Annotated in this window: 18 protein-coding genes and 1 tRNA gene; 12 read left to right on the top strand and 7 right to left on the bottom strand. The window is 65.7% G+C overall.

What is annotated here, in order from left to right; all coding sequences use genetic code 11:
* The first annotated feature begins 99 nt into the window (after window positions 1-99).
* Window positions 100-1,611 (top strand): NAD(P)H-hydrate dehydratase, encoded by a 1,512-nt coding sequence (locus tag Q8J98_RS07145; RefSeq protein ID WP_305293747.1) that lies wholly within the window; start codon window positions 100-102, stop codon window positions 1,609-1,611.
* Between the two features lie 271 nt (window positions 1,612-1,882).
* Here the strand turns inward: Q8J98_RS07145 and Q8J98_RS07140 are convergent, their stop codons facing one another.
* Complete coding sequence (locus Q8J98_RS07140) at window positions 1,883-2,395, bottom strand: Hint domain-containing protein (protein ID WP_305293746.1); 513 nt, start codon at window positions 2,393-2,395, stop codon at window positions 1,883-1,885.
* Between the two features lie 127 nt (window positions 2,396-2,522).
* On the opposite strand from Q8J98_RS07140, the gene Q8J98_RS07135 reads away from it, so the two are divergent.
* The 4 genes from Q8J98_RS07135 (at window position 2,523) to Q8J98_RS07120 (ending at window position 5,931) form a co-directional block, all read left to right on the top strand.
* A tRNA-Leu gene (locus Q8J98_RS07135) sits at window positions 2,523-2,607 on the top strand.
* Between the two features lie 112 nt (window positions 2,608-2,719).
* On the top strand, window positions 2,720-3,499 hold the full coding sequence (locus tag Q8J98_RS07130) for a glycosyltransferase family 25 protein (RefSeq protein WP_305293745.1): 780 nt from the start codon (window positions 2,720-2,722) through the stop codon (window positions 3,497-3,499).
* Window positions 3,500-3,626: 127 nt separating this feature from the next.
* Complete coding sequence (gene tig / locus Q8J98_RS07125) at window positions 3,627-4,961, top strand: trigger factor (protein WP_305293744.1); 1,335 nt, start codon at window positions 3,627-3,629, stop codon at window positions 4,959-4,961.
* A 169-nt stretch (window positions 4,962-5,130) separates the two neighbouring features.
* Entirely contained in the window at window positions 5,131-5,931 is an 801-nt protein-coding gene (locus Q8J98_RS07120; RefSeq protein WP_305293743.1) for a crotonase/enoyl-CoA hydratase family protein, read from the top strand.
* A 202-nt stretch (window positions 5,932-6,133) separates the two neighbouring features.
* On the opposite strand, the gene Q8J98_RS07115 is transcribed toward Q8J98_RS07120, so the two are convergent.
* A complete protein-coding gene (locus tag Q8J98_RS07115; RefSeq protein WP_305293742.1) occupies window positions 6,134-7,462 on the bottom strand; it encodes an aspartate aminotransferase family protein in 1,329 nt (442 codons plus the stop codon).
* A gap of 167 nt (window positions 7,463-7,629) precedes the next feature.
* Here Q8J98_RS07115 and Q8J98_RS07110 point away from each other — a divergent pair, with 167 nt between their 5' ends.
* Window positions 7,630-8,253 carry a TetR family transcriptional regulator C-terminal domain-containing protein gene (locus Q8J98_RS07110; RefSeq protein ID WP_305293757.1) on the top strand — a complete coding sequence of 208 codons (624 nt, stop codon included), beginning with the start codon at window positions 7,630-7,632 and terminating at the stop codon, window positions 8,251-8,253.
* 39 nt (window positions 8,254-8,292) lie between these two features.
* On the opposite strand, the gene Q8J98_RS07105 is transcribed toward Q8J98_RS07110, so the two are convergent.
* The 5 genes from Q8J98_RS07105 to Q8J98_RS07085 form a co-directional block, all read right to left on the bottom strand.
* A complete protein-coding gene (locus tag Q8J98_RS07105) occupies window positions 8,293-8,745 on the bottom strand; it encodes a host attachment family protein (RefSeq protein ID WP_305293741.1) in 453 nt (150 codons plus the stop codon).
* 116 nt (window positions 8,746-8,861) lie between these two features.
* On the bottom strand, window positions 8,862-9,464 hold the full coding sequence (locus Q8J98_RS07100) for a superoxide dismutase (protein ID WP_305293756.1): 603 nt from the start codon (window positions 9,462-9,464) through the stop codon (window positions 8,862-8,864).
* A gap of 1,116 nt (window positions 9,465-10,580) precedes the next feature.
* Window positions 10,581-11,435 carry a DMT family transporter gene (locus tag Q8J98_RS07095; protein WP_305293740.1) on the bottom strand — a complete coding sequence of 285 codons (855 nt, stop codon included), beginning with the start codon at window positions 11,433-11,435 and terminating at the stop codon, window positions 10,581-10,583.
* The gene (locus Q8J98_RS07090; protein WP_305293739.1) at window positions 11,432-13,762 is read right to left on the bottom strand and encodes a PIG-L family deacetylase; all 2,331 of its coding nucleotides are present in this window, start codon (window positions 13,760-13,762) and stop codon (window positions 11,432-11,434) included. The genes Q8J98_RS07095 and Q8J98_RS07090 overlap by 4 nt, the downstream gene beginning before the upstream one ends.
* A 34-nt stretch (window positions 13,763-13,796) precedes the next feature.
* Entirely contained in the window at window positions 13,797-14,996 is a 1,200-nt protein-coding gene (locus Q8J98_RS07085) for an ROK family transcriptional regulator (RefSeq protein WP_305185825.1), read from the bottom strand.
* Between the two features lie 156 nt (window positions 14,997-15,152).
* Between Q8J98_RS07085 and Q8J98_RS07080 the strand changes: the two genes are divergently transcribed.
* The 6 genes from Q8J98_RS07080 to Q8J98_RS07055 all read left to right on the top strand — a co-directional run bounded on the left by Q8J98_RS07080 (window position 15,153) and on the right by Q8J98_RS07055 (window position 21,711).
* Complete coding sequence (locus Q8J98_RS07080; protein WP_305293738.1) at window positions 15,153-16,409, top strand: extracellular solute-binding protein; 1,257 nt, start codon at window positions 15,153-15,155, stop codon at window positions 16,407-16,409.
* Between the two features lie 83 nt (window positions 16,410-16,492).
* Complete coding sequence (locus tag Q8J98_RS07075) at window positions 16,493-17,386, top strand: carbohydrate ABC transporter permease (protein ID WP_305185823.1); 894 nt, start codon at window positions 16,493-16,495, stop codon at window positions 17,384-17,386.
* 1 nt (window position 17,387) lies between these two features.
* A complete protein-coding gene (locus Q8J98_RS07070) occupies window positions 17,388-18,266 on the top strand; it encodes a carbohydrate ABC transporter permease (RefSeq protein WP_305185822.1) in 879 nt (292 codons plus the stop codon).
* Window positions 18,263-19,750 (top strand): argininosuccinate lyase, encoded by a 1,488-nt coding sequence (argH, locus tag Q8J98_RS07065; protein ID WP_305293737.1) that lies wholly within the window; start codon window positions 18,263-18,265, stop codon window positions 19,748-19,750. The genes Q8J98_RS07070 and argH overlap by 4 nt, the downstream gene beginning before the upstream one ends.
* A 3-nt stretch (window positions 19,751-19,753) precedes the next feature.
* Window positions 19,754-20,803, top strand: a complete 1,050-nt coding sequence (locus Q8J98_RS07060; protein WP_305185820.1) for an ABC transporter ATP-binding protein — start codon at window positions 19,754-19,756, stop codon at window positions 20,801-20,803.
* A complete protein-coding gene (locus Q8J98_RS07055; protein WP_305293736.1) occupies window positions 20,800-21,711 on the top strand; it encodes a carbohydrate kinase family protein in 912 nt (303 codons plus the stop codon). The genes Q8J98_RS07060 and Q8J98_RS07055 overlap by 4 nt, the downstream gene beginning before the upstream one ends.
* Window positions 21,712-21,753 lie beyond the last annotated feature (42 nt).

Raw genomic sequence — 21,753 nt, 5'->3', positions numbered from 1 at the left:
GGGCTGCGGCGCGCCCAAGCCGGGATTCCAAATGCGCCGCCTAATTTTTGTGCAAAACGCCCGAAATCTGGGCTGACAGCGAACCTTGCAGGCAAAACCATGGCCGATCTGCTGACAACTGCCCAAATGCGCGCCACCGAGGCCGCAGCGATCGCCTCCGGCACCGTCACCGGGCTGGAATTGATGGAGCGCGCGGGGGCTGCCGTGGTGGCCGCCATCGCCGCCGAATGGCCCGATACCGCCCCGACCCGCGCCGCGGTGCTCTGCGGGCCCGGCAACAACGGCGGCGATGGCTTCGTGGTGGCGCGGCTTCTGCAAGCGGCGGGTTGGGCGGTGGCGGTGTTCGCGTATGCCGCGCCGGAGCGGATGCCCGCCGATGCCGAGGTCATGCGCGCCCGCTGGCGCGCGCTCGGCCCGGTTGCCGCCTTTGCCGAATTCGACCCCGCCGCCTTCGATCTTGTCATCGACGCGCTGTTCGGCATCGGCATGACCCGCCCGATGCCACCAACGCCACAGGCCGAGGCGCTCCGCGCGCGGCCCCCCCGGCTCGTTGCCATCGACCTGCCAAGCGGGCTTGACGCCGACACCGGCAGCCGCATCGAACCCGCGCTTTCCGCCAGCCTCACCGTCAGCTTCCACACCGCCAAACCCGGCCACTACCTCGCCGAGGGCCCCGAGGCCTGCGGCAGGTTGGTGCTGGCCGACATCGGGCTTTCTTCTTCGCCTGAAATACCCCTGCCGGAGGCCGCGCCGCGCGCCGCCCGGCCGCTGCGGCTGATCGAGGCCCCGACCATGCCGCTCGCCAAATCCGCGCGCGCGCATAAATACCAGCACGGCCATGCGCTGATCCTTGCCGGCGGCGCGGGCAAGGGCGGCGCGGCGCGGCTCGCTTCCCGCGCCGCGCTGCGGGTCGGCGCGGGGCTGGTGACGCTCGCCTGCCCGCAGGCGGCGCTGGCCGAAAACGCCGCAAGGCTCGACGCGGTCATGGTGCTGGCGCTCGCCGATGGCTATTCCTTGCGCGGCGTGCTTGGTGATGCGCGGCTCAACGCGCTGCTGCTCGGCCCCGGCCTCGGGCTGGCGCGGGCGCGCGAACTGGTGCCGGTGGCGCTTGCGTCAAAGCGCCCGACGGTGCTCGATGCCGATGCGCTCACCGCCTTTGCCGACGAGCCGCAGGCGCTTTTCGAGTTTCTGCACCCCGCCACCGTGCTGACCCCGCATCCGGGTGAATTCGCCCGGCTCTTTCCCGATATTGCCGCCAAACTCGCCGCGCGGGAAATCTCGAAGGTCGATGCGACCCGGGCGGCGGCGGCGCGCGCAGGTTGCACGGTGCTGCTGAAAGGGGCCGATACCGTTATCGCCGAGGCCTCCGGGGTCGCCTCGCTCAACGCCGCGGCCTATGGGCGTGCAGCGCCCTGGCTTGCCACGGCAGGGGCGGGGGATGTGCTGGCGGGGCTGATCGTCGGGCTCTTGGCGCGCGGTGGCGCACCGATGCAGGCGGCAGAAACCGCAGCCTTCCTGCATGTCGAATGCGCCCGCGCCTTCGGCCCCGGCCTGATCGCCGAAGACCTGCCCGAAGCGCTGCCCGGGGTGCTGTGCAGCATGGCTTGCTGACAGGCGGTTGGCGGCCACCACACGCCGGGCCAAGGCGCGCGCAGGCCAATGCCGAAACTGCCGCGCGCCGCCCGCCACCCGCGCAGCCTGCCAGCGGCAAAGCCCGCCAGCGGTAAATCCAGTCACCCGCACAGCCTGCCACCCGCAAAGCCTGCCAGCGACAAATCCAGTCACCTGCGCGGACAGCCACCCGCCAAGCCTGACACATGCGAAGCTTTCCACCCGCGCTGCCCGCCAGTGGCGAAATCGCCACCCGCTGCGCCTGGCACACTCAGGCCGCTGCTGTCACCACCTCGGCGCGCACTGCGGCGCAGCCGACCTCGACCCCGTCGGCATAGACCACCTGCGGGCTGTCGAATTCGAGCGTGTAAAGCCGGGTCCGGGCCTTGCCGACGCGGGCAACATAGTCGCCATCGACCAGCCGCGACACCGCGACCATCGCCTGCGGCTTGCCGAACATCACTGTGGCGCGCCAGTCGCGCACCAGCACCTCGGTCTCGGGGGCAAGCAGCAGCGCCTGCCCGGGCCGGTCATGCCCAAGCGCCGATGGCGCGACCCTTATCAGCTGCCCTTTCGCCGGGCGCACATGCACCGCGCGCAACCGCATCGCCCCCGCCCGCGTCACGATCCGGTCGCCGGGGTTGAGAAACTCGACCGGCAACAGCCCGTCAAGCGTCAGGATGCCCGCGCCTTGCGCGATGGCGGATTGGTGCTGTGCTGCCTGCTCATTCTGGCGAACGCCGGGGGCTACCCCTGCGTCACGCCCCGGTGTCATCTGCGACATGGGGATATCCTGCCTGACCTGCCTTTTGTTTTTTCTGCACAATAGGCCAAGATACGGTTAACGGCGAGGCTTTTTTGCGGCGGCCCCCTCGATTCGTGGCCAATAGGCTGCTAGAGCGGCCGGTGTTGCGGGTGTGGCGAAACTGGTAGACGCACCAGATTTAGGTTCTGGCGCCGCAAGGCGTGGGGGTTCGAGTCCCTTCATCCGCACCAATCCGCACCCGGCGCTGGCTTCGCCGCCATACATTTCGGCAGCGCCGCAAGAAGGGGGCTTGGGCGCAGGGGCGGCATCTGCATAATCGCCCGGGCAAAGCAAAGGCACCGCATGTATCTGCCCGACAGCCAGACCGAGATTGATGTGTTCCTGATCAACCTCGACCGCGCGACCGAAAGGCTCGCGCTGATGTCCACGCAGCTTGATGCCGCGGCAATCCCGTTCGTGCGGGTGCCTGCGGTCGATGGGGCAAGCCTGCGCTTTCCGATGCCCGAATTCAGCGCCGCCTCGTACAAGTATCTGCACGGGCGGCGCATCGTGCCCGCCGAGGTCGGCTGCTACCTCAGCCATGTCGAATGTGCCCGCAGGCTGCTTGCCGGAACGGCGGAGCACGCGCTGATCTTCGAGGATGACGCGGAACTGCCTGCCGATCTGACCGAGCTTCTTGGTGCCGCGATCCGGGCCGGTGCCGACTGGGATATTCTGCGGCTCTCCAGCGTCAATGACGGACCCAAGCTGCGCTTTGCCCAGATCACCCCGACCCGGCAACTGGCGGTGGCGCTGTTTCGCGAAAAGGGGGCAGGGGCCTATGTCATCAACCGCCGCGCCGCGCGCTGGATCACCGGGCGGCTGGTGCCGATGCGGCTCGCCTGGGATATCGCCTTCGATCTGGAATATCTTGCGGGCCTGCGCGCGGTCTTTGTCGAACCGCTTCCGGTCAACCAGCAAACCGGGCTTGCCACCCAGATCCAGCACGGCGTGAAGGCATCAAAACTGCCGCGCTGGCGCTATCTGACCGTGCTGCCCTATCGGCTCTGGCTCGAACTCTCGCGGCTGGTGCTGCGCGGCGGGCGCTATCTGGGGCTCAGGCTGCGGCGGCGGACGGGTTGAAACCGCGCCGCGGCGGTGCCGCGCAAGCCCGCCCTTTTCGCCTTGCCAGCAAGGCGCGCGCCCAATAGAAGGGCGGCTGATTTAGCACCAGCCGCGCGAGGCGGCCACCAGAACAGAGGAACCCCCCATGCAGGTCACCGAGACCCTCAACCAAGGCCTCAAGCGCGGCTACACGATCACCGTGACCGCCGCCGAGCTCGACGCGAAAGTGACGCAAAAGCTCACCGAGGCCGCCCCCGAGGTCGAGATGAAGGGCTTCCGCAAGGGCAAGGTGCCGATGGCGCTGCTGCGCAAGCAGTTCGGCAGCAAGATCCTCGGCGAGGCGATGCAGGAAACCATCGACGGCGCGATGCAGGACCATCTTTCAAGCAGCGGCGACCGGCCGGCGATGCAGCCCAAGGTCGAGATGGTCGATGGCGAAGCCTGGAAAGAGGGCCAGGATTTCGTCGTCGCGGTATCGTACGAAACCTTGCCCGCAATTCCCGCGGTGGAGCTTTCGGGCATCAGCCTTGAACGGGTCACCGTCAAGGCCGACGACGCGGCAGTAACCGAGGCGCTCGAAAACCTCGCCAAGAACGCGCAGAACTTCGAGGACCGCAAGAAGGGGTCCAAGGCCAAGGACGGCGATCAGGTGGCGATCGACTTCAAGGGCACGGTCGATGGCGAAGCCTTCGAGGGCGGCGCGGCCGAAGATTATCCGCTGGTGCTTGGTTCCAACTCGTTCATTCCCGGCTTCGAGGCGCAGCTTGTCGGGGCCAAGGCGGGTGACGAGGTTTCGGTAAACGTGACCTTCCCGGAAACCTACGGTGCCGCGCATCTGGCTGGCAAGAATGCGGTTTTCGCCTGCACGGTCAAAGCCGTGCGCGCCCCGAAGCCCGCCGAAATCGACGATGCGCTGGCCAAGCGCTACGGTGCCGATGACCTCGCCGCGCTCAAGCTGCAAATCGCGGCACGACTGGAGGCCGAATACAAGGGTGCCGCGCGGGCGCTGCTCAAACGTGCGCTGCTCGACCAGCTTGATGCGCGGGTGAAGTTCGACCTGCCGCAAAGCCTGCTTGATGCCGAGGCGGCGCAGATTGCGCATTCGCTCTGGCACGAGGAACACCCCGATGACCATGGCCACCACCACGAAGCCATCGAGCCCACCGACGAGCACAAGAAACTTGCCGAGCGCCGGGTCCGCCTTGGGCTTCTGCTGGCCGAGCTTGGCCGCAACGAGAAGATCGAGGTGACCGACGCCGAAATGACCCAGGCAGTATTGGCGCAAGCGCGCGAATACCCCGGTCAGGAACGCGCCTTCTTCGAATATGTGCAGAAGAATCCGCAGATGCAGCAACAGCTTCGCGCCCCGATCTTCGAGGACAAGGTGATTGATTTCATCGTCGCCGGGGCCAAGGTGAGCGAAAAGGAAATCAGCAAGGACGATCTGCAAAAGGCAATCGAAGCGCTCGACGAAATCTGAGCGCCGCGCCCGGTGCCCGCAACAAGGCCGCGCCCTCGGGGCGCGGCCATTTCATTTGACGCGGGCGCGAAAGCGGCGAAAACAACGGTGCCGCCGTCGCATCGGGCGGCGGGTGGACATCGCCGCGCCCCCGCGCCACTCTGCCGCCGCGTGAACGGGAGGCTTGGCAATGCGGCAACTGGAAGATCTGAAACTTGAAAACCTGACCCTTGCGGTCGATGCGGCGGGCGTCGCCCGGCTGACCCTTGCGCGGCCAGCGAAGCGCAACGCGCTCGATGCGGCCACCATCGAGGCATTGATCGAGGTTTTCACCCTGATTCCCCGTTCCGGGGTGCGCGCCGTGGTGCTGGCCGCCGAGGGCGGGCATTTCTGCGCCGGTCTCGATCTGGTCGAGCATCACCGCGAAGATCGCGAGCCTGCGGCCTTCATGCATCTCTGCCTGCGCTGGCACGAGGCCTTCAACAAGATGGAATATGGCGGTGTGCCGATCATCGCCGCGCTCAAGGGGGCGGTGGTCGGCGGCGGGCTGGAACTCGCCTCCGCCGCGCATATCCGCGTCGCCGATGCCAGCACCTACTTTGCATTGCCCGAGGGCAGCCGTGGCCTTTTCACCGGCGGCGGTGCGACGATCCGGGTGGCGGATCTGGTCGGCAAGGCGCGGATGATCGACATGATGCTGACCGGGCGCATCTACAAAGGCCCCGAGGCGGTGGCGGTGGGGCTTTGCCAATACCTTGTCGAAGGCTCCAGCGAGGCAAAGGCGCTGTCGCTCGCCGAGGCGATCGCCGCCAACACGCCCTTGTCGAATTTTGCCATCTGCTCCGGCATCAGCCATATGCAGAACATGTCGGGCCTCGATGCCGCCTATGCCGAGGCGGTGCTGGCAGGTGTGGTCAACACCCAGCCCGCCGCCCGCGCCCGGCTGGAGGCTTTTGCCGACGGCACCGCGGCAAGGGTGAGGCCGGAGTAGGGACCCCGCCGCAGCCAACCCAATCGGGCGGGCCACTGCATTCTGGTTCCGCGCGCGCTGAAACAAACGAAGGGGCGCAGGGCGCAACCGCAGCCCCGCGCTCCAAGCACCTTGCCAAAACCTTAATGGTCCATTCTAACACATTGAAAATACACGCAACCATCCCCAATAACACAGTGTTACCGGGGGCCGGGCAGCGCCCTCAGTCCAACGCCTCAAGAACCTCTCGCAGCGTCCCGATCAACTGGTCGATCTCGGCTTTTTCGATGATCAGCGGCGGCGACATCGCGATAATGTCGCCGGTGGTGCGGATCAGGATGCCCTTCTCATAGGCCTTGAGGAATGCAGTGAAGGCCCGCTTCGTCGGCTCGCCCGCGATCGGTTCCAGCTCGACCGCGCCGATCAGCCCCATGTTGCGGATATCGATGACGTGGCGGGTGCCTTTCAGACCGTGAATCGCGGCCTCCCAATAGGGGGCAAGCGCCGCAGCGCGTTCAAAAAGGCCCTCTTCCTTGTAAACCTCCAGCGTCGCGATGCCGGCAGCCGAGGCGATCGGGTTGCCCGAATAGGTGTAGCCATGAAAGAGCTCGATCATATGCTCGGGGCCCTGCATGAAGGCGTCGTGAACCTCGGCAGTGGTCAGCACCGCGCCCATCGGAATGACCCCGTTGGTCAGCCCCTTGGCGGTGGTCATCATGTCGGGCAGCACGCCAAAATGCTGCGCCGCGAAGGCCGAGCCGAGGCGGCCGAAGCCGGTGATGACCTCGTCGAAGATCAACAGGATGCCGTGCTTTCTGGTGATCGCCCGGAGCTTCTCGAGGTATCCCTTCGGCGGCAGCAACACGCCCGTTGACCCTGCCATCGGCTCGACAATCACCGCCGCGATGGTCTCGGCCCCGTGCAGCGCCACGATCCGCTCCAACTCATCCGCAAGGTTCGCGCCGTGCTCGGGCTGGCCCTTGGTGAAGGCATTGAGCGCGGGCAAATGGGTGTGCGGCAAGTGATCGACGCCGCCCAGAAGCGTGCCGAATACCTTGCGGTTGGTGACGATTCCACCCACCGAAATGCCGCCGAAGTTGACACCGTGATAGCCCCGCTCGCGGCCAATCAGCCGGGTGCGCGCCCCCTCGCCCCGCGCCCGGTGGTAGGCGATTGCCAGCTTCAGCGCGGTTTCCACCGATTCCGAACCGGAGTTGGTGTAGAAGACATGCTCCATCCCCTTCGGCGCGATCTCGATGATCCGGTTGGCCAGTTCAAACGCGATCGGGTGGCCCATCTGGAAGGCGGGGGCGTAATCAAGCTCGGCCGCCTGCCGGGCAATTGCCTCGGTGATTTTCGGTCGGCAATGGCCCGCGTTGCAGCACCAAAGGCCCGCCGTGCCATCCAGCACCTGCCGCCCCTCCGAGGTGGTGTAATGCATCCCCTCTGCCGCCACGAACATGCGCGGCGCTTTCTTGAACTGCCGGTTCGCGGTGAACGGCATCCAGAAGGCACTAAGGTCATTCGGGTTCGGTTTGCGGTCCAGCGCCATTTGCGTCTCCCTGGGGCTTCGCCTCGCGGCGTGCGCTCTCTGGCGGCGTCCGGGGGCACGATCGTTTCTTGATGTTTGACCATACGGTCAGTCTCAGGCTAGCAGAGCGTAAGGGCCAGTCAAGCCAGCCCGCGCAACCGATCAGGGGAGGTCAGCCCGTGTCCGACTTGAAACCGCGCCCGCGCACCCGAATTCAGCGGCAAAACCGCGACGCAATTCTGGAGGCGGCGCTCGAGGTGTTTTCGGCGCAGGGCTTTCGCGGCGCGACGCTTGACCAGATCGCCGCCGCCGCCAGTCTTTCCAAGCCCAACGTGCTTTACTACTTCGCGTCGAAAGAGGCGATCCACCTCGCGCTTCTGGGTGGCCTGATGGATAGCTGGCTGGCACCGCTGCGCGCGCTTGACCCCGCAGGCGAGCCGCTCGCCGAAATCCTTGGCTATGTGCGCCGCAAGGTCGAGATGAGCCGGGATTTTCCGCGTGAAAGCCGACTTTTTGCCAACGAGATCCTGCAAGGCGCACCGCGGATGCTCGATGCCATTGAAGGCGAGTTGAAAACCCTGGTGGACGAAAAGGCGGCGGTGATCCGTGCCTGGGGCGCGGCGGGCCGGATCGCGGCGGTCGATCCCTACCATCTGATCTTTTCGATCTGGGCGCTGACCCAGCACTACGCCGATTTTGATGTGCAGGTGCGCGCCGTGCTCGGCCCTGGCCACGACCCCTTTGCCGAGGCGGGGCAGTTCATCGAAGAGCTTTTCACCCGGCTGTTGGCACCGGATGCGCGCGCGCATTGAAAGTGCCCGACCCCGCGCGGGCTGGCCGGGCACCGCCCTTCAGAGCATGTCGATTTCGGCCGAGACAAGCGTGGCAATTTTCGTCACCGGATGATTGGTCAGGGTTTTCGGCAATTCTGCCACCACGCGGGAGCGCAGATCGGGGCTCATCGCGGCGCGCAGCGCGCCCAGCACCTGCGGTGGCGCGGCCAGCACCAGCCGCTCGAAGCGCCCGGCCTTGGCTGCCGCCGCAAGCATCGCCACCAGTTCGACCGCGAAGCGCTCGCCCGCGAGGCGCGCGTAATCGGTCTGCTCATGCGCCGAAACCTTGATGCCGGAGGCGGATTCGTACACCCTTCCCGGCGGGAAAGTGTCGGCACCAGGAATTTCGAGATTCGCTTCTTCGCGCCGGACCAGACGCAACTCGGCGCGCTTCACATCGCCGACGTTCTCCAGCACCAGCGCCTTTTCACCATCCGCGACAACCACCCAGAAACCATTGGTTAGCAACATGACCCGCCTCCTTGCAACTTTCCGGGACCGAACCCTGAAGGGTATATGGTGATCTCCGGGGCACGAGAAAACCCCGCCAGGCCGACCCGGCGGGGATTGTCACGATTTTTCGCGGCTCAGAGCCTTGCGGCGACCGCTTCCCAGTTCACCAGACGGTCGAGGAAGTTGCCAAGGTAGGCCGGGCGCTTGTTGCGGAAGTCGATGTAATAGCTGTGCTCCCAGACATCGCAGCCAAGCAGCGCCTTCTGGCCGAAGCACAGCGGGTTGACGCCATTTTCGGTCTTGGTGACCTTCAGGCTGCCGTCCGTGTCGCGGACCAGCCAAGCCCAGCCCGAGCCGAACTGGCCCGCACCTGCGGCCGCGAAGTCTTCCTTGAACCTGGCCACCGAGCCGAAAGCTTCGCTCAGTGCCTTTTCCAGCGCACCCGGCATTTTCTTCGCCTCGCCCGGTCCCATCACCTCCCAGAAGAGGTTGTGGTTCCAGTGCTGGCTGGCGTTGTTGAACAGCCCCGATTGCGCCACGGCACCGGCGGCATAAGTGCCCGCAATGATCGCCTCAAGGCTCTTGCCCTCCCAGGGAGAGCCGGCAACCAGCTTGTTGCCGTTGTCCACATAGGCCTTGTGGTGCAGGTCATGGTGATATTCGAGCGTCTCGCGGCTCATGCCAAGCGGTGCAAGCGCATCATGGGCATAGGGCAGATCGGGAAGGGTGAAGGCCATCGGGCGTCCTTTCATGCGAATTCTGTCTTCAATAGAAGGGGTGCTGGCAGCAAAGGTCAAGGCCCGAGCGGGTTCGATCAGGGTGATGGCAGTTGCGGGCGGACGGCTTGGCAGCCAGCGTTTGGGACCGCGCGGCTTCAGCCGAACAGGATCAGTTGCGAGCGGTAGATGGTCCAGAGCACCACCAGCCCGAACACCACATAGGCAACCAGCGCGGCCCCGCCATGGCGGCGCAACCGCCGCCGGTAGCGTTGCAGAAAGGCTTTCGATCCGGCGGCAAGGTTGCAGCGCGCCCGCGCCTAGCGCAAACGCTGTGCCCAGGAACAGCGGTATGTAGAGCGCGTAGCCAAAGTAGCCATATTCAGGCTTGAGAACGCAGAACGGGCAGTGGTGGTTCGGGTGTTCATAGATGTAGCCCGAAATCACCGAGACGATGGCGGTAAGCGCGGCAATGAAGAAGACCGCACCCGCAGCGAAAAACACCATGCCGCCGCGCCCGAAAAAATGGCTCACCGCCCCGGAAATCGCCACCGCGGCCCCGGTTGCGGCAGGCCGCATCAGTGCGGCGGCGGGGCCAATGCCGGACATTTCGGCGGCAATGCCCTCGGTTTCCGGGGTGAATTTGGTCGAGCAGCACGAGGTGATCACGTCGGCCCGCAAATAAAGGAAGTAGCTCAGTTCAGGCGCGCTTGCGCTCAGCACCAGCGGCACGATCACCATGACCAGGGCATATTTTACCCGAGTCAAAGGGTAGTCGCGCCCGGTGCGGTCTGCCTGATCCAGAATCAGCCACATCGTGGCAACGAAGAAAACCGCGATCTTCGCGTAAAGCGTGGGAAAGCCGTAGGCGTTCGCATTCAGCGTGCCGACTGCGCACATGGCCCCGACAAAAAGCGTCGCCATCCGGTCGGCGTTGAACACGAAAAGCAGGAGCGACAGAAGTTGCGCCAGCATTCATCGCTTGACGGGAAGACCCCCGATCAGGCCTACTTCAACCAGCCGATGCCCGAAGCGGTGGCGGCGTAACCGAGGCGGAAAACCACTTAGAAAACGCCTGGAACCTGTTCAGATCAACCGAGCCACCTCTACCGGTGGTGGTCTGCCCCCGGAGCGCCCTCACCTTCGGCTGGCGTAGATCGAGGCGGCAATGATCAGCGCCGCGCCAAGGCCGAAACCAAGCGTCGGGGCCTCGTCAAAGAGAAAGTAGCCAACCCCGGCCGACAATGGCAGCGATGCGTAGCCAAGCGGTGCCAGCACCCCGGTATCGCCCCAGAACTGCGCGCGCAGAAAGCAGAACTGGGCAAATTGCGCGAAGACGCCGATCATCAGCACCAGCGGCCATGCCTCGCCGACTGGCGTCCAGGCCCAGGCTGCGGGCAGCGCGGTAACCAGCGCCAGCCCGAGGGTGTAGCTGACCATCATCATCAGCGGCGCTTCTTCGCGCATGCGCCGGGTCACGATCACCGCACCCGTTCCGGCAAGAACCGTGCCGACCAGCGCAAGGTGGCCCGCGCCAAAGGCTGCCGCGCCGGGCTGCACCGCAATCATCACGCCAATCAGGCCCACAGCGCCCGCAACCCATTGCTGCGGGCGGATGGTTTCGCGCAGAAGCAGCGCGGCCATGCCCATCAGCACCAGCGGTCGGGTAAAGTTGATCGCCGTGAACAGCGCCAGCGGCAGATGCGCCACGGCGTAGAAGCTTGTTGTCAGCGCTGCCGAGCTGAGCGCGACGCGCAAGCCGTGCAGACCGGGTTGCGAAAGCCGCAGCGTGTCGGGCCTTCGCAAGAGCAGCGGCAAGAGCAACACCAATCCGGTTGCCGCGCGCAGGAACACGATCTGCACCGCAGGCAGCCCCAGCCCGAGAGATTTCACGATAGCCAGCGCCCAGATGTTGAGCGACATGTCTGCCAGAAGCCAGGCGGCACCGCGCAGGTTGTTGCGGATCGGTTCGGGCGCGGGGCCCTCGGTCATCGCGCCGGAGCGATCAGATTGGCCATCAGCCGGAAGGCACCGGGTACCAGCGCTTCCATCTGCAAATGCAGGATCAGCGCGCAATGGCTGTGCCGCCCTTCGCCAATTCGAGCGGAAAGCAACGCGCCCTGCTGCGGCTCCTCGCCGGGGTCGGCCATTTCCAGAAGCGCCGCATAGGCGGGATCCCAGCTTTTGGCGAAATAGAGCCCGCGTTCCTTGACCCAGCCTTGCCAGTCGGCGGGGCCGATGGCATTCGGCCCGGTCAGAAGCGGGTGTACGGGCAAGAGATGGCGCACCTCGGCGGTCTCGTCGGTCACCCGGTAGCGCAGCGAGGGCTTGCCGATCTCAAGCCGGGCGGGGGGGGTGGCATCGGGTATCCAGTTATCCCAGGGGCGGTGGTAAAGGGTGACAAGGTTGCCTCCCGCGCGCACCCAGGCGTGAAGCTGCGGTAGCATGGCACCAAGTCTTGCACGCGATTTGAGCGCGAAGATGCCCACCACCAGTGTGTCAAGCTCGGCAAGCCGCGCCGGGCTTAGCGCGGCATCATCGAGCGTGCTCACCTCGGCACCCATGGCGCGCAGCCAATGGTCCACGCGGTCATGGCCGCCGCCCACATATCCGATGCGCGCCTTGGCGAGCGCCACGTCGGCCACGGTGAGGCGCAGCACTGCCGGGGCGGGGCGGATCAGCGGCCCGGTATGGGGGTGCCAGATGCGGGTCACTGTCTGGCTGAGATGGCCTTCAAGGGTGACCGGCAAAACCGATGCGCCCGGGCGGGCATTGGCCGGGGCATGCAGCACCAGATCGCCCGCAACCACCTCCTGCCGCCAATCCGGCGGCAAGGCAACCTTTGCACCCTCGCTCAGCCGCAGATGCAGCGGGCGGGGGGCAAGGCGGTTGAGGAACACCGCCGCCGGATCGACCCGCGCTTCGCGGGCAGGCAGAACCAGCAGCGGGCTTTCGCTTGGCAAGGAAAGCGTCAGCGATTGCCCCTCGGCAACAAGCGTCAGCGCCAGCGCAACCGGGCCGCGTGGCGCGCCGGGGTGGTACTGGGCGGGGTAGGGGTCTGCCGCAGTCGCATTGGCGGCGACGGTGATGGTTGCATCGGTCGCCTGCCAGCCCGCCGGAAGCTGCCAGCGCAGCGATGCGCTGACCGGGCCGTCGGGCACCAGAAGCGACAGCGAGGCACCGACGGTTTCACCCGGTCGGGCGTGATCGCGCGCAAACCTGCCCTCCGCCCTGACGCCGGACGCGAGCAGAAGCACCCGGCCAAGCTCTGCCTCCTTGCGCGCAAGGCGGTGCAGGACGGCATCGGCGAGCGCCGGGGGGCAGGCATCGCGGGCGGCGCGCAGGGCGTGCAGCGCCGCTGCCGCCGCCCGAAGCACTGCGCCCGCATCGGGAAAGGCGGCCACGGTTGCGGCAAGCGCCGCATCCAGCGCCGCAAAGCGCGCGTGCCCGGCGGCGAGATCGGCAAAACCGGCGGGCAGATTGTCGGTCAGCGCGCCGCGATCGGTGCCGACGCGGCTTCGCAGCAGATGCAGCGGCCAGCCCGCGGTTTCGGCACCGCCGGTCCAGCGGCCCATGCCCTGAGTGGCGTGAAAGGCGCGCGCATGCTGGCCGATTTCCTCCCAGCTCCAGCCCGATACCGGCTCGCGCCCGGCCCCCGAAACGAGCAGCGTTTCGGCCGGCGGCGGCAGGTCATCGTCATAGGCATCGCCAGCGCCGGACCAAGCAGGCAGGTAGAATTTCGCCACCTGCCAGGGCTTGCCTTCAGCCTCGAAGCCCGGATCGGCTGCCGCCTCCATCGCCGCCTCTGCCACTTCGGTCATGGCGCGGTGGTGGCCGTGCTGGCCGGGAATATCGAGGAAGGTCGGGCAAAGCATGTCGGGCCGGTCGGCGCGGATGATCTCGACCATGCGGCGCAGGGTGCGCGCGCGCCCCCATTTGCCCAGCGTCTCGACCCCCGATTTGGAAAAGCCGAAATCGGTGATCGGGTCTGCGGGGCTGGTCGAAAGCCAGTACATCGACATGCCGAGCACGTCACAGGCGCGTTCCATTTCGGCGGTGCGCAGCGTGCCAAGGTCGGCCCCCGCCTCGCGCCCGATATCATTCTGGCCACCCTCGCCCCGGGTGGAGCAGGCATAGGCGATGCTCAGCCCGTCGCGCAGCGAAAGCGCCGCAAGCATGCCGCTGGTCTCGTCATCCGGGTGGGCCCCGGTGTTCATGAATCGCGCCAGCCCGCGCAGCGGCTGCAACGCCCGCCAGAGCATCAGGGCCGAGGGGGCGGTGCGCTGGGCGGCGATCCGGGCGGTGTCAGAAAGCGGCATGGGGCAGCCTTTCGCTAGGGCAATGCAGGGGGGCTCAACTGGTGAGATCGAGGCGCGGGGTCACGGTGTCGTGGATGATGAGCGCGGCACCGCCAAGTGCTGCGGTGGCCGGGCCGGAAGCGCCGCGCAGCACCCGTGGCACAAGCCTGCCGGCGCGCCGCGCCACCGAACCGGGCGGCAGCGCCAGACGGCGGATCAGATCATCGAGAAGCGCATCCGGCAACGCGCCGCCAAGGATGACCGCCTGCGGGTCGAACAGGTTTTCAAGCAGCCCCACCGCCTGCGAAAGCGCCGCCGCCGCCTCATCGAGCCAGAGCGAAAGCGCGCGGTCGCCTGAAGAGAGCAATGCCAGCGCAACCTCGTCGGCGGCATCATTTCCGGTTGGCAAGCCACGCTGGGCCAGATGCCGCAGCAGCGCCATGCGGCTGACGTATTGCTCCAGACAACCGCTATTGTGGCAATCGCACGCAAGACCACCGGGGCGCACGATGACATGGCCGATCTCGCCCGCATTGCCAAAGGCACCGCGCTGCGGCAGCCCCTGTGCCATCACGCCGAGGCCGAGACCTGCGCCGAAATAGAGAAAGCAGTAGCTGTCGAGCCCCTGCGCCACGCCCGAATGGCGCTCGGCAATGGCGGCGGCGGTTGCGTCTTTCTCCAGCAGCACCGGCATGCCGAGGGCTTCGGAAGCGGCGGCAGCGGCATCGACCCCGCCCCAGTCAGGCAGCACCGTGGCACCTGCGGCGCTCAGCCCTTCAACCCCGAAGGGGCCGGGAATGACCAGACCGGCACCGATGATCCGGCGCGCCGGGGCGTTTGCCCGTTCCGCCTGCGCCAGATCCGCCATCAGCGCAAAGACGGTTTCGGGTGCCGCGTTCTGCAACGGCACCTGACGGCTTGCAAGAACCGCGCCGCCGAGATTTGCCAGCACCATCACCAGCGCGTCGGGCCGCACCTCGAAACCCAGGGCGGCGGCGGCATCGGGGTTGAATTCATAGACGATGGGCGGCTGGCCGCGCATCGAGCGGCGCCGCCCCGCTGCCAGCACCAGGCCTTCAACCTCCAGCTCGGCGATCAGGTTGGAGACCGTCTGCGTGCTCAGCCCGCTTGAGCGGGCAATCTCGGCGCGGCCCGCGCCGCCGCTGCGCTGCATGTAGCCCAGCACCACCCGGCGGTTATGCGCCTTGGTCCGCTCGGAATTGGTTCCGGCAACATGAAGGGGTCGGTGACTCATGCGGCTCCCTTAACTCAAACGGTTTGAATTAACTATTGATCTTTGAAGGGAAGCCGTCAACACTCGGATCACAGAGGCCCCGGCGTTCATGCCGCGAAGGGGACAAACGCGACCAGCGGCACCCGAGCGGGTGCGCCCAACATGGAGAGGACGATCATGAAAGCCATCAGAACCCTGACGCTTGCTGCCACCACCAGCCTTGCCGCGCTGCTCGCGGCAGGCTCCGCCGGGGCTGTCGAGATCGAATACTGGCAATATATCTTTGACGCCCGCATTACCGCGATGGACAAGCTCATCGCCAATTTCCAGGCGGCAAACCCCGGCATCACGGTGAAGCAATCGACCTTCCCCTATGCCGATTACCGCACCAAGGTTGCCGCCGCGATTCCGGCGGGTGAGGGCCCCGATGTGGTGCAGTTGTTCTATGGCTGGCTCAACGACTATGTGCAGGCGGACCTGATCCAGCCGCTGCCCGAATCCACTTTCCCCGCCGCGCGCATCGAGGCCGAGTTCTTCCCGATGGTGCAGGCGATGAAGATCGACGGCCAGTACATGGCGCTGCCGACCGCCGTGCGCTCGCTGGCGCTGTTCTACAACACCCGCCTCTTTGCCGAGGCCGGCATCACCGCGCCGCCCGCGACGCTGGCCGAGATGGTCGAGATCGCGCAGAAACTCACCAAGAAGGACGGTGCCGGCAACATCACCTCCGAAGGCATCACCTCGGGCATGACCGCGCAAGACCACCAGTGGCTGCGTGAAGTGCTGTTCCGCCAGTTTGGCGCGGTGCCCTACACCGATGACTACCGCACGGTGACCTACAACACGCCTGAGGGCGCTGCCGCGCTCGCGTTCTATACCAGCCTTGAACAGACGCTGGGCGTGACCTCGTCAACCTTCATGGACGAGCCGCAGGCGGCGTTCAAGGCGGGCCGCGCGGGCATGCACATTGATGGTTCGTTCCGCATCGGCGCATTGCGCGACACCCGCGGGCTTGAATGGGCGGTAGCCGAGCTTCCGGCAGGCCCGGACGGCACCCAATCGAACTATGCCAGCTACTGGGTGAACGCGATCACCACCAAGGCCGAGGGCGAAAAGTATGACGCCGCGGTGAAGTTCATGGACTATATCACCTCGGATGAGGCGATGCAGATCTGGCTTGAAACCGTGGGCGAGCTTCCGGCCAAGCCTTCGGCGGCGCTGACCCCGGCCAACATAGCCGACCCGGTCTATGGCCCCTTCATCAAGGGCCTTGGCTACGGCCATGCCACCATCTTTGCCGACGAAACCGGCCAGCGCCAGGTTCTGGTCGATGCCGTCAGCCGGATTTTCCTGCAAGGCCAAAGCCCCGCCAACAGCCTTGCCGCCGCCGCGGCAGCCGAGCAGGCGCTGCTCGATGGCTACTACAAGAAATAACCGGTTGCATGCGGGCCCCGGTTCCGGGGCCCGCGTTTGCTTGGTTGAGCGGCAAGCCTGCGCATGCGCAGATTGGGGGCGGCATGAAGTATTACCGGAACCTTTCGATCAGTCAGAAGCAAGTGGTCTGGGCCTGGACCTTTCTGGCGCTGCCGGTGCTTTTTTATGTGGTGATCCGGTTTGCCCCGACCGCCAATGCGATCTTGCTCAGTTTTCAGAAATGGAACCTTCTGGGCGCGCGAGAATGGGTTGGTCTTGACAATTATGTCAAGCTTTACAATGACCCCGTGTTCTGGAAAGTGTTCAGGAATACCTTTGTCTATCTCATACTCGGCACCCCGGCCTCGCTGGTCATCAGCTTTTTCATCGCCTACCACCTCGACAAGACCCGGTTCTTGCACTCCACCCTTCGGGCGCTCTACTTCTTGCCGTTTCTGACCTCGACAGTGGCCATGGCCTGGGTCTGGCGCTGGTTTTACCAGCCGGTGCCGATCGGGCTTTTCAACAATTTCATCGCCTCGATGGGCTTTCAGCAGATTGCCTTTCTCAATTCCACGACCAACGCGCTGCCCGCCATTCTGGTGCCTGCGGTCTGGGCGGGTCTGGGTTTTCAGATCATCATCTTCATGGCCGGGCTGCGCGCAATTCCGACCAGTTACTACGAGGCCGCGCGCATTGACGGCGTGTCGAACTGGACGACCCTGTGGGAAATCACCCTGCCGCTGTTGAAACCCACCATCGTGTTTCTGGTGGTGTTTTCGTCGATCAGCTTCCTGCGGATCTTCGATCAGGTGTTCAACATGACCACCAACAACCCGGGCGGGCCGCTGAACAGCACCAAGCCGCTGGTGCTGATGATCTATCAGACTGCGTTTTCCAGCTTTGACATGGGCTATGCGGCGGCGCAGACGGTGGTATTGTTCGCGGTCCTGCTGACCGTCAGCCTCGTGCAACTGCGACTGATGAGGGACCGCTGAGATGGCAGATACCCAGATCCGCGCCTCGGCCGACGCGCTGTTGCGCGCGCCCACCAGCCCCCGCGGCCCGCGCGACCCCGCCGCCATCATCCGCTGGACGCTGCTGGCGATGGGCGCGATCGTCATGGTGATGCCGATTGTCTACATGCTGTCGGCCTCGCTCAAATACCCCTACGAGATGTATAACCTCAACATCATCCCGAAGGAGCCGACGGCCGAAAACTACACCTATGTGCTTTCCGACGGGCGGTTTTACCGCTGGTTCCTGAACTCGTTCATCATTGCCACCTGCACCACCGTCTCGGCGGTGTTCTTTGATGCGCTGGTCGGCTATGCGCTTTGCAAGTTCCGCTTTCGCGGCCGCTACATCGTTTTCATCGCGATCCTTTCGACGCTGATGATCCCCACCGAAATGCTGGTGATCCCGTGGTATCTCATGTCGCGCACGCTTGGCTGGCTCGATACCTATTGGGGCATCATGTTTCCCGGCATGATGACCGCGTTCGGCACCTTCCTGATGAAACAGTTCTTCGAGACCGTGCCGGATGACTTTCTGGAGGCGGCGCGGATTGACGGGCTGAACGAGTTCCAGATCTGGTGGTCGGTGGCGCTGCCGATGGTCACGCCCGCGCTTTCGGCGCTGGCGATCTTCATTTTCCTGGGCAACTGGACCGCGTTCATCTGGCCGCTGATCGTCACCAACAGCCAAAGTCTTTACACGCTGCCGGTGGGGCTGACCACTTTCTCTGTCGAGCAGACGGTGGACTGGGAACTGATCATGACCGGCGCGGCGCTTGCGACGATTCCCACGCTGATCGTGTTCCTGATCTTCCAGCGCTACATCATTCGCGGCATTGCCATGGCGGGGTTGAAGGGATGATCGACACCACCAGTTTTCCCGATCCGACCTACCGCGACACGGTTCTGGCACCGCTTTTCGATGCCGCCAAGGCGCATTACGCCGGGCCGGTGCGCGCCATCAACCGCGCGCATCTGGTGATGCTGGCCGAGGTCGGCATCCTGCCGGGTGCCACCGCCGCCGCATTGGCCGGGGCACTTGCCGCCATCGATGCCGAGCTTGACCTGCCTGCAATCACCTACACCGGCGAGCACGAGGATTATTTCTTTCTGGTCGAGGCCGAACTGAAGCGCCGCCTTGGCCCGGATGTGGCCGGGGCGCTGCACACCGCGCGTTCGCGCAACGACATGGATCATACGGTGTTCAAGATGGTGCTGCGCGGCCATGCCGACCGGCTTCAGGCGCAGGCGCTGGCGCTGGCCGGGGCTCTCATTGCGACAGCGCGGCGCGAGCGCGATACGCTGATTGTGGCCTACACCCACGGCCAGCCGGCGCAGCCGACCACATTCGGCCATTACCTCGGTGCCGCCATCGAGGTGTTGTTGCGCGACATTGCCCGGCTTTCAGCGGCGCGCGATGCGCTCGACCTTTGCCCGATGGGGGCTGCCGCGATCACCACCTCGGGCTTCGAGATTGACCGCCACCGCATGGCAGAGCTGCTTGGCTTCGCCGCCCCCCTGCGCAACTCCTACGGCTGCATTGCCTCGGTCGATTACGTCACCGGGCTTTATTCGGCGATCAAGCTGATGTTCCTGCATCTGGGCCGCGTGGTGCAGGACCTGCAATTCTGGACCGCCTTCGAGGTCGGCCAGCTTCATGTGCCCGACAGCTTCGTGCAGATTTCCTCGATCATGCCGCAAAAGCGCAACCCGGTGCCGATCGAACACCTGCGCCACCTTGCCTCGATGACCGTGGGGCGCTGCGATGCGGTGGTCAATACCATGCACAACACCCCCTTCACCGACATGAACGACAGCGAGGGCGAGGTGCAGGTGGCAGGCTATGCGGCGTTTGATTCTGCCGCAAGGGTGCTTTCGTTGCTGGCCGCGCTGATCCCGGCCTGTTCGGTGCGCGCCGACAGGGTGGCGGCGAACATGGATGCGGCCTGCGTGACGGTGACCGAACTTGCCGATACGCTGGTGCGCCGCGAAGGCCTGAGCTTTCGACAGGCACATGAAGTTGCCGCCCGCACCGCGCGCGCGGTCATTGCCGCCGGCCAACCGCTCGGCGCGGGCTTTGCTGCCTTTGCCGAGGCGTTCCGGGCAGAAACCGGCCGCGCCCCCGCGCTTGATGCCGCCGCCTACGCCGAGGCAGTCAGCCCGGCCCGCTTCGTGGCGTTGCGCGCCCGTTTCGGCGGCCCCGCGCCAGTGCCGATGGAAGAGGCGCTTGCCGCCTATTCTGGCGATGCCGAAGCGCTGGCGGCCAGCGTTGCCGCCCGCACCGCCCGCATCCGCACCGCTGAAATCGCCCGCGACGCGGCTTTTGCCCGCCTTCAACCGGAGTAACCCATGGCCACCGTTTCCCTGCGCAATCTGGTCAAGGCCTACGGCAAGACCGAGGTGCTGCACGCAATCAGCCTCGATGTCGCCGACGGTGAATTCGTGGTGTTCGTCGGCCCCTCGGGCTGCGGCAAATCCACCACGCTTCGGATGATCGCCGGGCTGGAAGAGGTGAGCGCGGGTGAAATCTGGATAGGCGACCGGGCAGTGAACCACCTCGAACCGAAAGACCGCAACATTGCCATGGTCTTCCAGAACTACGCGATCTACCCGCACATGACGGTGCGCAAGAACATCGGCTTTGGCCTGCGCACCTCGAAATTGTCAAAACCGGACCGGAACCGGCGCATCGATGAGGTTGCCGCCATTCTTTCGATGACCGATTACCTTGAACGCAAGCCCGCGCAGCTTTCGGGCGGCCAGCGCCAGCGGGTGGCGATCGGGCGGGCGATGGTGCGCGACCCGGCGGTGTTCCTGTTCGACGAGCCGCTTTCCAACCTCGATGCGCAATTGCGCACCCAGATGCGGCTCGAGATCAAGAAGCTGCACCAGCGGGTTGGCACCACGGTCATCTTCGTGACCCACGATCAGGTCGAGGCGATGACGATGGCCGACCGGATCGTGATCATGAAGGATGGCAGCATCCAGCAGGTCGGCACGCCTGCGGAGGTGTTTCACCAGCCCGCCAATATCTTTGTCGCGCAATTCATCGGGGCGCCGTCGATGAACATGCTGCCCGCGCGCTATGCGGGCGGGCAGATCAGCGTTGCCGGCCAAAGCATCAAGGCCACGCTGCCGCTGCCCGACGGCTCGGATCTGACGGTCGGCATTCGCCCGGATGATCTGCTGGTCAGCGCGGAACCGGCGCTTTTTGCAGGCATTGTCAGCGTGCTGGAGCCGCTCGGCAGCGAAACCCTTGCCCATATCGATATCGGCGGGCGCGATCTGATTGCCACCGCCGATGGTCGTTCGCCGCCCGCCGTCGGGGCGCGCGTGCATCTTGCCGCCGATACCGCCAACCTGCATTTCTTTGCCCCGACCGGAGAGGCGGTGCGGTGAGCGCCAGCAGCCGATCCGAAGCCGTACTTTGCACCGGGCGGCTTTATTGCGACATCGTGATGAGCGGGCTTTCCGGGCTGCCGTCGAATGATGCCGAGGTCTATGCCGAAACGCTGGTGCTGGCGGCAGGCGGTGGTGCCTATATCACTGCCGCCTATCTGGCGGCACTCGGGCGTCCAAGCGGGCTTGCGGCGCTGCTGCCCGCCGCGCCGTTCGATGCCGCGATTGCGGCAGAGCTTGCCGCATCCGGCGTTGATCTTGCGGCGTGCCCCGCCGCACCGCCGGGGGCAGCGGCGCAGATCACCGTTGCCATGGTCAGTGGCGGCGACCGGGCCTTTCTGACCCATCGCGGTGGCCCCGCGGTGCCCGCCACGCTCGCCGAGGCGATCGCTTCGGGGCGCTACCGTCACCTGCATCTGGGCGAACTTGCGACGCTTGCCGAGGCCCCCGAGGTGGTGGCGCAGGCCCGCGCCGCGGGGCTTTCGGTTTCAGCCGATTGCGCATGGGATGCGGCGGTGCTGGCGCGGCCCGATAGTGTGGCGCTGCTTGCCGGGGTCGATGTGTTCCTGCCCAACCGTGCCGAAGCCCGCGCGCTCATGCGCCATGCGCCGATCGCGCAGCATGCGCCGCTGGTGGTTATCAAGGATGGTGCGGCGGGGGCAGAGGCGATCCAGAATGGCACCAGCTTGCGGCGTCCGGCGCTGGCGCAGCGGGTGGTCGATACGGTCGGGGCGGGGGATGCGTTCAACGCCGGGTTTCTTGACGCCTGGCTTGCTGGCGCGTCGCTTTCCGATTGCCTCGATGCGGGCGCGGGCACTGCGGCGCTGGCGCTTTCGCGCGTGGGAGGGGCACGGGGGTTGATCGGTTCCGGGCTTTTCGCCGCCAGGCAGTTTTCGGCGGCGGAGTGACAGGCGCGGCCGCGATTGCGCGCATGAACGGAAATGGCTGAC

The sequence above is a fragment of the Phaeovulum sp. genome (assembly GCF_030684035.1).
Lineage (GTDB): Bacteria > Pseudomonadota > Alphaproteobacteria > Rhodobacterales > Rhodobacteraceae > UBA6213.
This window is presented reverse-complemented; position numbering and strand designations above follow the sequence as displayed.